Source organism: Pseudomonadaceae bacterium SI-3 (assembly GCA_004010935.1).
GTDB lineage: Bacteria > Pseudomonadota > Gammaproteobacteria > Pseudomonadales > Pseudomonadaceae > Stutzerimonas.
Genome location: CP026511.1, coordinates 3,500,175 through 3,512,477 on the forward strand (window position 1 = coordinate 3,500,175; position 12,303 = coordinate 3,512,477).

The 12,303-nt window shown below is 58.7% G+C and carries 9 protein-coding genes; 3 read left to right on the forward strand and 6 right to left on the reverse strand.

Features of this window, described 5'->3' with window-relative positions; translation table 11 throughout:
* Positions 1-14: 14 nt before the first annotated feature.
* Together C1896_16370 and C1896_16375 are read left to right on the forward strand one after the other, a co-directional pair.
* On the forward strand, positions 15-656 hold the full coding sequence (locus C1896_16370) for a hypothetical protein (GenBank protein ID AZZ46344.1): 642 nt from the start codon (positions 15-17) through the stop codon (positions 654-656).
* A 463-nt stretch (positions 657-1,119) separates the two neighbouring features.
* Positions 1,120-1,668, forward strand: a complete 549-nt coding sequence (locus C1896_16375) for a hypothetical protein (protein ID AZZ46345.1) — start codon at positions 1,120-1,122, stop codon at positions 1,666-1,668.
* A gap of 699 nt (positions 1,669-2,367) precedes the next feature.
* On the opposite strand, the gene C1896_16380 is transcribed toward C1896_16375, so the two are convergent.
* The 4 genes from C1896_16380 to C1896_16395 all read right to left on the reverse strand — a co-directional run bounded on the left by C1896_16380 (position 2,368) and on the right by C1896_16395 (position 9,681).
* A complete protein-coding gene (locus C1896_16380) occupies positions 2,368-3,972 on the reverse strand; it encodes an aminopeptidase (GenBank protein AZZ46346.1) in 1,605 nt (534 codons plus the stop codon).
* Positions 3,973-4,227: 255 nt separating this feature from the next.
* On the reverse strand, positions 4,228-5,913 hold the full coding sequence (locus C1896_16385; protein ID AZZ46347.1) for a chemotaxis protein: 1,686 nt from the start codon (positions 5,911-5,913) through the stop codon (positions 4,228-4,230).
* 178 nt (positions 5,914-6,091) lie between these two features.
* Complete coding sequence (locus C1896_16390) at positions 6,092-7,780, reverse strand: long-chain fatty acid--CoA ligase (protein AZZ46348.1); 1,689 nt, start codon at positions 7,778-7,780, stop codon at positions 6,092-6,094.
* Between the two features lie 212 nt (positions 7,781-7,992).
* Complete coding sequence (locus C1896_16395; protein AZZ46349.1) at positions 7,993-9,681, reverse strand: long-chain fatty acid--CoA ligase; 1,689 nt, start codon at positions 9,679-9,681, stop codon at positions 7,993-7,995.
* Between the two features lie 273 nt (positions 9,682-9,954).
* On the opposite strand from C1896_16395, the gene C1896_16400 reads away from it, so the two are divergent.
* On the forward strand, positions 9,955-10,425 hold the full coding sequence (locus C1896_16400) for a 3-hydroxybutyryl-CoA dehydratase (protein ID AZZ46350.1): 471 nt from the start codon (positions 9,955-9,957) through the stop codon (positions 10,423-10,425).
* 809 nt (positions 10,426-11,234) lie between these two features.
* Here the strand turns inward: C1896_16400 and C1896_16405 are convergent.
* Both C1896_16405 and C1896_16410 read right to left on the reverse strand, forming a co-directional pair.
* Complete coding sequence (locus C1896_16405) at positions 11,235-11,822, reverse strand: alpha-ketoglutarate-dependent dioxygenase AlkB (GenBank protein AZZ46351.1); 588 nt, start codon at positions 11,820-11,822, stop codon at positions 11,235-11,237.
* A 30-nt stretch (positions 11,823-11,852) separates the two neighbouring features.
* Positions 11,853-12,152, reverse strand: coding sequence for an aspartate-semialdehyde dehydrogenase (locus C1896_16410; protein AZZ46352.1), 300 nt, complete (start codon positions 12,150-12,152; stop codon positions 11,853-11,855).
* Positions 12,153-12,303 lie beyond the last annotated feature (151 nt).

Consider the following 12,303-nt stretch of genomic DNA (forward strand, 5'->3'; position numbering starts at 1 on the left):
CAGGAGGACCACCCATGCCCAACCCAGCTTCCATTTCCACCGATTTGCCACCACTGCTTTCCCCTGTCGAGCTGACCGAGCTGGACGACAAACTTCGCCGCCGAGCGGACTTCTTGATTTCAATAAGGGCGAAGAACGCCGTTAAGCCCAAGGCTCCCGCTGCTGCTTCCCTGACCCCCGCGAAGACATCCAATCGAGGCCGGCCGCCCAGGATCATCACCAATCCGTTCGCTGACCTGATCGGACCCACTACGGGCTTCGGGCGCTACCCATATTTCGCTATGGACATCGTTGAGGGAATCGCTCGGTTGGATTGGCATGACCACGGGCCGGATGAGGTCAGCAAGCCACTTTCGGTCAAAAACTTGATGCTGCTTCTTGAGGTCGTCGAAGTAGTCACCACGGCCACCGTCAGCGAGTTGCTTGGGGTCGGAGCGCGTCATGCCCAGCGTTACGTCAAGGCGATCCAATTGGCGCTCCCGCTTTTGATGAGATCCCGCCCAAGGCGGCTTATTGACGATATGGAAGGGAACCTGCCGGTTGGGCTGGCGACGTATTGGGAAGACACGAATCCCGAACCGCCTTGCCCTGAGGACCTCGCCAAGCTGCACCGAGCGATGGGCATCGACGCCATTGAATTAACGCCGCATGTATAAGAAGCAACCTGATGTGCCTCCGTCGGTGCGCCGCTGAATTAACGTCGCATGTATAGACAACATTAGGTCCACCAGGCTCCGCCATCGAAGACCCAGAAGAACGGGGGATCATGATTGAAAATCATCCCCTTCCCCAAGGTTCCTTATGATTTCCTCAAGGCTCCTTAGGGTCGGAATTGATGGGCAAATAGCGGCCACGCTCTCAGCTCCACATCAAGTTCCCGCTGCTGGTCTTCCGCTCGCCCTGGGCATCACTGATCTAAAAATCCTCACTAATAGGACCACCCCTCGGTTGTCCCTCATAGCCCGTCGCTGGGCACAAACGCCAGTTCCCTCTGGCAATCTCAATCCAGTCTTTCTGATAGCGCCTTTCATGCCACGCCGGTTCCCTTGTCTGGGGTCTGGATGACCGGCGGTGACAGTCGGTGCGACCTGAAGGGCTCTACCAAAAGGAAAACAGACAATGAACACTCCTACCAACCTCATCTTCGAGAGCATTGCGAAGGCTGGCATGGTGGCTCCAACTACACTGAATGGGCTGCCCGGGATGTCATCCTCGGAGATCGCAGAAATCACCGGGAAGAAGCACCTCCATGTCCTTAGGGACATCCGCAAGATGCTTGATGCCTTGAAGATCAATCCAAATTTGGATACATCCTCTCGGTGCGTCGAAACCAAGGTTCCCGACAGCTACGGTCGTCTTCAGCCACTGACCATCCTCGACAAAGAGCTGACCTTCACCCTTTTGTCTCGCTACTCGTTCGAGTTATCGAACCTGATAGTGAAACGCTGGATTGCTCTTGAGGGCTCCGGCTTCGAGCGCGTATCAGTCCAAGCCGCTGTAGCCCATTTGATTGAGCGCGAGAAGGATATCCGCAGGGAGGCTCTAAAGAAAATCAAACGCAGCGCTCCAAAGAGGCTCACAGTCGAGCAAAAGGAACTCCAGAAGTACCAACGGCAAGCCGCTGCTCAGGACCGCAAGGATCGCCTGAAAGGCCGGGAGGTGGTTTGACGCATGTCCACTGTACCAGCCCCAGGGTGACCTCAGGCTCTCTATGATCAATTCAACGATGCTTCAGCGACCCCAAGCGCACGCCGCGTCTAACATGCAACCCGCCGCTATTAGGCGCCTTGCAGACCAGATCCTGACGTTATTAAAGGCTTACCTCCAAGATACCCTCAGGCTTCCCATGGGAGGGTCGAACAGAGGCACTGGGTTTCACTTTGATGGCTCCTCGGCTTTCGTTAGCTGCACGCCAGTTCAGTTCAGTTCCTGGGCTTTCTGCAATAGCTGATGAAATGGTCGGAGAGTCACATCTTCAGCTACAGCCTGCTTCTTGACCGCAAGTGATTTCGCCGTGGGTCGTTTCACCGGGCGCTCGGTCTGCCTTGAGAATCTGGGAGAAAAATCTGAGACCTCATCTCAATAAAGAACACCAGCCGAATTCCCCCGTGCCGCCCTTGGTCCCCTTGGATCGCTGAGGCTCACAAGCAGCTGATGCAGGAGCAAAACAGAGGGAAAACAGACGGGTTCTTGAGGTCACAAGCGGGTCACAACTGAGTCACAAGCTGCCTTGACGACGCCCGGAAACCCAGCAATCATGGGCCTTCCACCGCTCTCCTAACAAATGTCGCAGATTTGGCCGGCTGGCCGTAGGGAAAGGGACTGTTGGAAAGACCGCGCCGGCTGACCGGCGCGGATTTCAGGTGGTTAACGGATCCAGTGGCCCCAGCGAGATTTCTCCTGCACTTGCTGAATGCGCATCGTGCCGATGCTCTGCTCAGCCGCTGCGGCTATCTCGTCATCGATCACCTTGGTCGACAGCGACAACCAGCTGGTGGTGAAGGCCAACGCATCGCCGTGCAACTCCAACGCCTCGGTGGAGATATTGCTGAGGTCGTCACACTCGGAGTGGTAGCACGGATCGTATGCCAGCCCGGCGGTACCGCCATAGCGCTGGGCCTGCTCCACGCTCTTGATGTCTTCGGCACCGGTGAACAGCCCACCGAACGCAATGCCGTCATCGAAGAACTGAGCATAGTCGGAGCGGAAGTCGATCTCAGTGCCTTCGGACGGCGCGTTGCGCAGCTGGAAGTAGGAGCGGAACAGACGCTCGATAGCCCCCGAACCGGGTGGGCCTTGCAGACCGAAGTCCGAGCCGTCGCCGTCATAGATGAAGTTCGCGTAATTCGGCGAGCCGATCATATCGACGTTCAGGTAGGCCTTGATCTGCTGCTTTTCCTCCTCCGGCAATTGGTTGACGTAGTAGGTCGAGCCGACCAGCCCCGATTCCTCGGCACCCCACCAGGCGAAGCGCACCTTGTTCAGCGGGTAGGCCCTGCTCATCAGCGTCGCCATTTCCAGCAGCGCAGCACTGCCGGAACCGTTGTCATTGATGCCGGCCCCTTCGAACACCGAATCCAGGTGCGCACCGACCATGATCACATTGTCAGGATTGCCCCGACGGGTCTCGGCCAGCACGTTGTAGGTTTCGGTCCGCTCGCGCACCACGTCGACGTTCATACTCAGCTGCAGCCCCTCGGTCCCAGCCCAAGTCACGCCGTTTTGATAAGTGGAAAACAGCACCGGGATGCCGCCTTCGTAGTCTTCACCCAAGGTGGCAACCAAGAGCCCTTTACGGTCCTCGGTATCGCCCTGATTGAAGATGATTGCTCCTGCTGCCCCGGCCGCTGCTGCATTGGTTGCCTTCTGGCCAAACGCACAGGCGCCGCGCTGCATCAGGGCAATGGCGCCGGCAGGGAAGCCTGCAAAATCTTCCGGTTCACACCCGCTGGTGGAGGTGTTGCCCAGGCCGAGGGCAAGGTCGACCGGAACGACCGGGGCGGTCACGGTCCCGGGGTCGGTCTGATCGGCATAGGTGAAGTCTTCCTCCCAGGTGTACTGAACGGTTTGGGGTGCTACCGCAGCGAGTGAGCCTGGCCCTTCCGGGTAGAACGCGAGGAAGGGAAAGCTCTGCACCCTTACGCGGTAACCGGCGCGTTCGAGTGTGGTCCGCACGTAGTCGACCGACGCCTGATAACCAGGCTGACCAGACGCGCGATTGCCGTTGTTCAGGGAGGCGATGTCCTGCAGGTTCTGCAGGTGCGTCATGATGTTACCGGCCTGCATACAGCGCGGCAGACCGAGCGGCGTGCCGACCAGCAGCGGTGTGCGACAAACCCTTGAGTCGGGCTTGCCCGGACTCCAGTAATCGTCAAACGCAGGGATTTCTGCTGTGGGTGCAGCCAAGGCTCCGGTGGAAGCTAGTAAAGCGAAAGAAGCAACTACCCGACGTGCATTGTTTTTCTTTTGCATGGGTAACTCATCCTTGCAACGAGATTGATGGGCAGGCCGCAAAATGGCATGCGCCATCGTCCCCTACGGCTTTAAGCGGACGCGGCCATAGGGGACTAGACCGGAACGGTTACGTTCCGGTTCTCGCTCTCCAGCCGGACGGCAGCACCATCCGTCGCCTCGCTGAAACCTGTCTCGTCTGTGCCATGCGCAGGCCATGCATACGGGTGTGGAGTGCAGCAACGCAGCCGGCGCGGAATCGTTTGCTTGCTGCGCTTAAACGCGGAACTGTCCAACCAGTCCCTGCAGGCGTCCGCCTAGGCCATCGAGCTCACGTGCGGTCTGAGCACCTTCGGCCGCATCGCTGGCAACACCGTCCACCGCATCGGCGATGTGGTGCACGCTGCGGTTGATCTCCTCAGCCACCGCGGTCTGTTCTTCGGCCGCGCTGGCGATCTGAGCGTTCATCGAGTTGATGGTGCCGATCAATGCGGCAATGGCATCCAACGACGCGCCGGCCTGATTGGCCTGCTTCTGCGTTGCCTCGCCCTTCTCACTGGCGCGTCGCATGGTGCCTACGGTATGCGAAGTAGCACCCTGCAGGCGGTCGATCATGCTCTGGATTTCGCCGGTGCTCTGCTGGGTGCGGCTGGCAAGGGCCCGTACTTCGTCTGCGACTACGGCGAAGCCTCGGCCAGCTTCCCCGGCGCGGGCCGCTTCGATCGCCGCGTTCAGCGCCAGCAGGTTGGTCTGCTCGGCAATCGCACGGATAACATCCAGAACACCGACGATGCCCTCGACATCCCGCTGGAGCCCCTCCAGTGAAGAACCACTGTCCCGCAGCTCTCCCACCAACTCGTGAATCTGTTCAATGCTGCGATCGACCACCTGCTTGGCAGCCAGGCCTTGTTGGTCAGTTTCCTGCGCAGCTTCCGCCGCCCGCTGCGCGCTCATTGCTACTTCGTGTGCCGCAGCCGACATCTCGTTGATCGCCGTGGCTACCTGGTCGGTCTCATGCCGCTGGTCTGCCATGGCTTGTTCCGAGCGCTGCGCCTGGTTAGCCACCGCGCCGACCAGTCCGGTCAGTTCGGTCGTGGTACCTGCAACCTGTTGTACCAGGACGTGGATCTTCTCAACGAAACGATTGAAAGATCCGGCCAGCTCGCCAAGCTCATCACGGCTCGTGACCGGCAACCGATGGGTCAGATCGCCGTCTCCGGCGGCCATGTCATCCAGATTGCGCTTGACCAATAGCAGCGGTCTCAGGATGGCATTGCTCAGGAACAGCGCCAGCCCCGCGATCAACACCAGCAGTACGGCAGCTGAGCCGAGCATGATGGCCGTCATACGATCGATGCGTTGTTGAAACGCCATGCGCGCCGCCTGCACGTCCCGCTCGACCCCATCAAGGTTTAACGAGGTGCCGAACGCAAGCTTCCATTTAGGAAGGTATTCGGCATAGCCGATCTTTGGCACCACTGCCTTGCTATCCGGCATTTCAAAGCTGTAGTCGACGAAATGTGTGCGGTCCTGACCAGCCTTAACCAGCTCGCGAATCGCATAGACACCGTTGGGGTCCTGGTATCCAGCAAAGCTCTCGCCGATCTTTTCACGTGTGTCGCCCTGAAAAACTCTCACCGCCTGGTCGTCGTAGCCCCAGAAATAACCATCGGTGCCATATGAGAGTGCTTCGAGAAGCCTGACTGCCTCGGCTCTCGCGGCCATGTCACCGTCGGCAGAACGGTCGTAGAGCGCACCAATTGCATGGCGCGCCACTTCCACGTAATGCTTGAGCTCGGCGCGGCGATCCCGCGTAAGGCTTTCCCGAGCGTTGCTCTCCTGCTGCCTTGCCAGGTCGTTCAGTTCATAGACTGCGATGCTACTCAGCACCACGGCCAACATGAGCGTCGGCACCAACCCCAGCAGCAGCAACTTCACTCGTAATCGAAGGTTGGAAATCATCGGCTTGACCCCACTATTTACATGGATTAATACCGGCATTGTGACAAGTAACAGGCGTGCCAGACAGCAGCCAAAGGTCGCATGTAAAGGAGTTGGTAAGCCCGTCAGCAGGGACTAAAAGCAGCCGGACAGAAACGCAAAAGCCCCGCCAAGGCGGGGCTTTTGTGTACCACTACGGTTATTTCTTTCCGAGCTTCTTCAGCTCTTCGTCACGCAATTCGCGGCGCAGGATCTTGCCCACGTTGGTGGTCGGCAAGCTGTCGCGGAATTCGACGGTTTTGGGTCGCTTGTAGCCGGTAACGTTGTCATGCATGTGCTGCATGACCTGCTCCTTGGTCAGGCTTTCGCCCGGCTTGACCACCACAAACAGCTTGATCGCCTCGCCTGCTCGTTCGTCCGGTACACCGATAGCAGCACACTGCAGCACACCGGGCAGTGTGGCGAGCACGTCTTCCAGTTCGTTGGGATAGACGTTGAATCCGGAGACCAGAATCATGTCTTTCTTGCGGTCGACGATGCGCATGTAGCCGTCGTCCTGGATGATGCCGATGTCGCCTGTCTTCAACCAACCGTCAGCATCCAGGATTTCATCAGTGGCATCCTGGCGCTGCCAGTATCCCTTCATCACCTGAGGACCCTTGACGCAGAGTTCGCCGATTGCGCCCATCGGCAGGTCGTTACCCTCATCGTCGATCACTTTGCACAAGGTCGACGGCATCGGGATGCCGATGGTGCCGATCTGGATGCCGCCGAACGGATTGACCGAAACCACTGGGCTGGTCTCGGTCATGCCGAAGCCCTCGCAGATCTCACACCCTGTGACTTGCTGCCAGCGCTCGGCAGCGGCCAACTGAAGGGCCATACCACCGGAGAACGTGGCTTTCAGTGAAGAGAAATCCAGCTTGCGGAAGTCTTCGTTGTTGCACAGCGCCACGAACAGGGTGTTGAGCCCGACAAAACCTGTGAAGCGGTACTTGCCCAGATCCTTGACGAAGGTCGGCAGATCGCGCGGGTTGGTGATCAGCACGTTATGCGCGCCGATCAGCATCATGGTCATGCAGTGAAAGGTGAAGGCATAGATGTGATACAGCGGCAACGGCGCAACCATGGTTTCGCAACCATTACCCAGCTCGGAGCCCATCAACGCGCGGCACTGCAGCATGTTGGCGACGATGTTGCGGTGGCTCAGCATCGCTCCCTTGGCTACGCCTGTAGTACCACCGGTGTATTGCAGAACCGCCACGTCATCACTGGCCGGATTGGCTTCGCGCGGCGCCTTGCCGCGACCCAGCGCCATGGCATCGGTGAACTTGACCGCCTTGGGCAGGTTGTAAGCCGGCACCATCTTCTTCACATGCTTGACCACAGCATTGACCAACATGCGTTTGAGGGTCGGCAGCATGTCGCCAACTTCGGTCACGACCACGTGGCGGATGCCGGTTTTCGGCAGCACCTCTTCTGCTAGATGCGCCATGTTGGCCAGGCAGACTAATCCCTTGGCGCCGGAATCGTTGAACTGGTGCTCCATCTCCCGCGCCGTGTAGAGCGGGTTGGTATTAACCACGATAAGACCAGCGCGCATGGCACCGAACACGACGATGGGGTACTGGAGAACGTTGGGAAGCTGGACCGCGATGCGATCGCCGGGCTGCAGATCGGCGTTCTGCTGGAGATAGGCAGCGAACTCACCGGACAGTTTGTACAGCTCACCGTAGGTCAGGGTCTTGCCGAGGTTGCTGAAGGCCGGCTTGTCTGCGAATTGCTCACAGGACTGTTTGAGCACAGCCTGAATGTTCTGGTACTCATCGGGATTGATCTCGCTCTTGACCCCGACAGGATACTTATCCTTCCAGAAGTTATCGGTCATGAAACCCCACTCCTAAGCGACAGCTTTACTGCATATAGCAGCTGTTTTGTTGTGTTTTGTTAATTTTTGTACGGAAGTTCCCGCCAAAAAGTGGACTGGAGGTTAGCAGTTTTGGAACTGTCCGAACAGTGTCCGGCTAGCTCAGAAAGGACACAAAGTGACCGAGCTGGATTAGCCGGTCACTTCTAGAGCGTTATCAGGCGTGGCTCGGTTCAAGCCTGATCGCGCAATTCCCGGCGAAGAATCTTGCCCACAGGTGTCATCGGAAGCGAATCTCGGAAGACCACGTGCCGAGGCACCTTGTAGCCTGTGAAGTTTTCCCTGCAATACGCCTTAAGCTCATCGACGGTCAGGCTGGCGTCGCTGCGCACAGCGAACAACTTCACGGCTTCACCGGACTTCTCGTCGGGCACGCCGATCGCTGCGCAGGCAGCTACCTTCGGATGCGCCATGACCACGTCCTCGATCTCGTTGGGGTAGACGTTGAAGCCGGACACAATAATCATGTCCTTCTTGCGATCAACGATGCGGACGAAGCCATCGGCATCAATCACCGCGACATCACCAGTTTTAAGCCACCCCTCAGCATCCAGCACCTCGGCAGTCGCGTCTGGGCGTTGCCAGTAACCCTTCATAACCTGCGGACCTTTGACGCAGAGCTCACCGCGCTCGCCGAGGGGGAGCTCACTGCCGTCATCGTCGATCACTTTCAACGTCGTGCCCGGCACCGGCAGGCCGACGGTTCCCAGACGTGAATGTTCGCCATGCGGATTCGCGCAGACCACAGGTGAAGTTTCGGTCAAGCCGTAGCCTTCGGTCACAGTGACGCCGGTCATGCCCTTCCAGCGCTCGGCTACCGCGGAAACCAGCGCCGTGCCGCCTGAGTTGGTGCCTTTGAGCGAGGCGAAGTTGATTTTCTTGAATTCAGGATGCGACATGAGCGCGACGAACAAGGTATTCAGTCCGAGGAAGGCTGTGAACTCCCACTTCTGCAGCTCTTTGACGAAACCATCAATGTCGCGAGGATTGGTGATCAGCACATTATGGTTGCCGGTCACCATCATGCACATGCAGTTAACTGTGAAGGCGTAGATGTGGTACAGCGGAAGCGGCGCGATCATGATTTCCTGCCCTTCCTTAATGATCGTATGCCCTTGCTCGTCCAGCTGCTGCATGTTGGCGTGAACCTGCTGCATATTCGCCACCAGGTTGCCATGGGTCAGCATGGCGCCTTTGGCCACGCCAGTCGTGCCGCCGGTGTATTGCAGGACTGCAATATCGTCCAGCGTCAGCGCAACCGGCTTGAGGCCATGCCGCCCGCCATCACGCAGCACGTGCTTGAACGACACGGATTGCGGCAGGCTGTAAGCCGGCACCATCTTCTTAACATGCTTGACTGCAGCGTTGACGAGCAGCCCCTTGAGCGAAGGCAGCATGTCGCCGATACGCGCCTCGATGAGGACCTCGATACTGGTGTCGGGTACAACCTCCTGCACGAGCTTCCCGAAAGTATTCAGGTACACCAGTGCCCGCGCACCGGAATCCTTGAACTGGTGGCGCATCTCCCGCGCGGTATACAGCGGGTTGGTGTTGACTACGATAAGCCCGGCACGCAAGGCACCGAAGACAGCAATGGGGTATTGCAGCAGATTGGGCATCTGCACCGCGATGCGGTCACCAGGTTGCAGGTCGGTGTGATGCTGCAGCCAGGCCGCGAACGCTGCCGAGTAACGCTCCAGATCCGCATAGGTCAGGGTTACACCCATGTTGCTGAATGCAGGACGGTCTGCGTGGGTCTTGCAGCAGCGCTCGAACACTTCCACTACCGAGCGGAAGCCGCCCATGTCCACGTCGTTGGGCACACCGGCGGGACGTTTGTCATTCCAGAAATCAGGTTGCATTGTTATTGGCCTCTTTACCTGAGAGTGTCTGGCCCACTCGCGGCGGGCTGTGGCGAACTTAACAGCTCCGCTGTGCCGCGCAATAGCGAGGCGGGTGTAATCAGTGATGTGAATCTCCAGCCACTGCGCCAGACGACCGGGCACGGGACAACCCCATCGCAGATCTCTAGAATGCAGCCACTCGAGCGCCTTCTACGGCGCGCCTTTCGTGACCTGCGGCGGAGCCTATCGCGGCGGGATCTTTCGTTTATATCCGCATTCAGAGGTCTACGCATGAGCACGCTGAGCAACACCCCCTACGCTGATCTGGAAGTCGGCCAGAAGGCGACCTACAGCAAGACCGTGGAAGAGCGCGACATTCAGTTGTTCGCCGCAATGTCGGGGGACCACAACCCGGTCCACCTGGATGCCGAATTCGCCGCCTCGACAATCTTCCGTGAGCGGATTGCCCATGGCATGTTCAGCGGCGCACTGATCAGCGCAGCCGTGGCGTGTGAGTTGCCCGGACCGGGCACGATCTATCTCGGCCAGACGATGCGCTTTGCCCTGCCGGTCAAGCTTGGCGACACCTTGACCGTACGCCTGGAGATTCTTGAGAAGTTGCCCAAGTTTCGTGTCCGTATCGCCACTCAGGTGTTCAACCAGCGCGACGAGATGGTCGTTGACGGCGAAGCCGAAATTCTCGCCCCACGCAAGGCACAGACCGTCGAGATCAAAGCCCTGCCACCGGTCAGCATCGGCTGAAAGACCGAACGTTGATACGCCATTGCGCTGATAAGCCCATCGCTTATCGGCTTTAGAACGCTCAAGGGCGCCTGCTTGGCGCCCTTGAACGTTGACTGATCACAGCGGCATGAGGCGCATCGGTCACCCGAGTGCATGGCCCGAGCGCCGCGCTCAGTCGCCGTCCCAAGGCTGCTGCGAATGAGCTTGAGGGCTTGCCTCACACCAGCGCCGTATTTGCCCAACCCCAGCGCGCCGGCGCCGAAACGCAGGCAAAAAAAAAGGGCGACTAAGTCGCCCAAATGCCTTGCGTGCTCTGTAACACCAGCGGGATCACTGCTTCTTGTGCGCGTCCCGCCAGATGAAATATCCGAACCCCCCGAGGAAGGCGACCATAAGGCCGACCGTGACCACCCCTGCGAGCACCACATTATCGACGAACATGATTTCCTACCTCCGAAGCTGTTTCGCTGTCTGATGGCTGCATAGTCAGCCTCCCTGCCGATAAAAAAATTGACCGACGTCAATCACCATTGAGCCTTTGAAAAAAGGCACCGCGGAAGCTGATCTGGATCAAAAAAATCGGCGTATCAGACGGGAAAAAACAGCGAGACAGAAGCCACGCGGACAGATGTCTGGATAGCTGGGACAGGGTCTTTCAGGGGGGAGCTGTCAGCGCTTCTTCGGCTTGGGCTTGGGCTTCTTCTTCGGCTTGCTTAACGGCAGCACCTGTTCGAAAGCCTGCCGCATCTCGACGAGGCGCTTTTCCTTGATGTCGTGGATGCGCTTTTCACGTTCGGCGCTGAAATCGATCAGCTTCTCGTCACTGCTCATAAGATGGGCTCGCGAATGATCTGGCGGAAAGTCAGGTTGAGGCGCGGTGCGCAAACCTTTCGTGTTCTGGCGATCTGGTGCTGCCAATAATGCTGCGTCGCACCGCTCATGACCAGTAGCGATCCGTGTTCGAGGTCAATCGAGTGCTCAATACGGCTGGCGCCCTTGCGGCGAAAATCGAAACGCCGCGTAGCACCCAGGTTAAGCGATACCACCAGCGGTCGTTCACCCAGTGCTCGCTCGTCATCGCTGTGCCAACCCATGGCATCCTGGCCGTCACGATAGAAATTGAGCAACACGCCGTTCAACGGCTGATCGACCTGCTGCAGCACCCGCTGTCGAATGTCAGCCAGCAGCGGTGTCCAGGGCAGAGGTTCGTGGGTCAGGCCTGAATAACGGTAAGACGCGTCGGCATCGCCATACCAGGCGACCCAGCGCGGCACGGCGATGCTACGTCCGTAAATTGTTTTCTGCGGTTGCGACCAGGGCGTCTGAGCCGACAGCTCCAACAACCATCGGTCGGCCAAATCCTGCTCCACCCAGTGCGGCAGGTAGCGCAGTTCAGCGTTCGGCAGTTCGATCATCGCGTGCTCACCGCCATTGCAGCTGCCTGATCAAACCTCGACATCCACCCAGAGCCCTTGGCGCGGCAACTCATCCAAAGCGTCCTGATCTTCCTCGGCGGTCTCGCCTTCGGCCAGCTCCTGTGGGCTGTAACCACGACGACGCTGCCGCCTGCGCTGCTCGTCGCGCAGCATCTGCTCCGCTTCCTGCGGGTGGCGACGATCGAGCCCCACCGAGCTTTCGTTGGCGCTCGGCTGAACGGGCGTCACCGGCGCGATATCGGGACGCGGCTTGACCACATCTTGTTGCGCGGTGACCTGAACGGTGCCGGGCGGAATAACTGGCAGCATCTTTGCTTCCCCATGGCAGGCTGTTGAAAACTACCTGCAAACCAAGGTTCAGATCAATCGGTGCCGGTTGTGCCGGCTTGCACCGGTTGACCCACTCGATGACCAAACGGCTGACGGCTTTAACAGCAACGCTACACTGACGGGTCGGTAT

Coding starts and splice junctions, on each gene's coding strand:
- C1896_16370 (AZZ46344.1), top strand. CDS start 15: ATGCCCAACCCAGCTTCCATTTCCACCGATTTGCCACCACTGCTTTCC.
- C1896_16375 (AZZ46345.1), top strand. CDS start 1,120: ATGAACACTCCTACCAACCTCATCTTCGAGAGCATTGCGAAGGCTGGC.
- C1896_16380 (AZZ46346.1), bottom strand. CDS start 3,972: ATGCAAAAGAAAAACAATGCACGTCGGGTAGTTGCTTCTTTCGCTTTA.
- C1896_16385 (AZZ46347.1), bottom strand. CDS start 5,913: ATGATTTCCAACCTTCGATTACGAGTGAAGTTGCTGCTGCTGGGGTTG.
- C1896_16390 (AZZ46348.1), bottom strand. CDS start 7,780: ATGACCGATAACTTCTGGAAGGATAAGTATCCTGTCGGGGTCAAGAGC.
- C1896_16395 (AZZ46349.1), bottom strand. CDS start 9,681: ATGCAACCTGATTTCTGGAATGACAAACGTCCCGCCGGTGTGCCCAAC.
- C1896_16400 (AZZ46350.1), top strand. CDS start 9,955: ATGAGCACGCTGAGCAACACCCCCTACGCTGATCTGGAAGTCGGCCAG.
- C1896_16405 (AZZ46351.1), bottom strand. CDS start 11,822: ATGATCGAACTGCCGAACGCTGAACTGCGCTACCTGCCGCACTGGGTG.
- C1896_16410 (AZZ46352.1), bottom strand. CDS start 12,152: ATGCTGCCAGTTATTCCGCCCGGCACCGTTCAGGTCACCGCGCAACAA.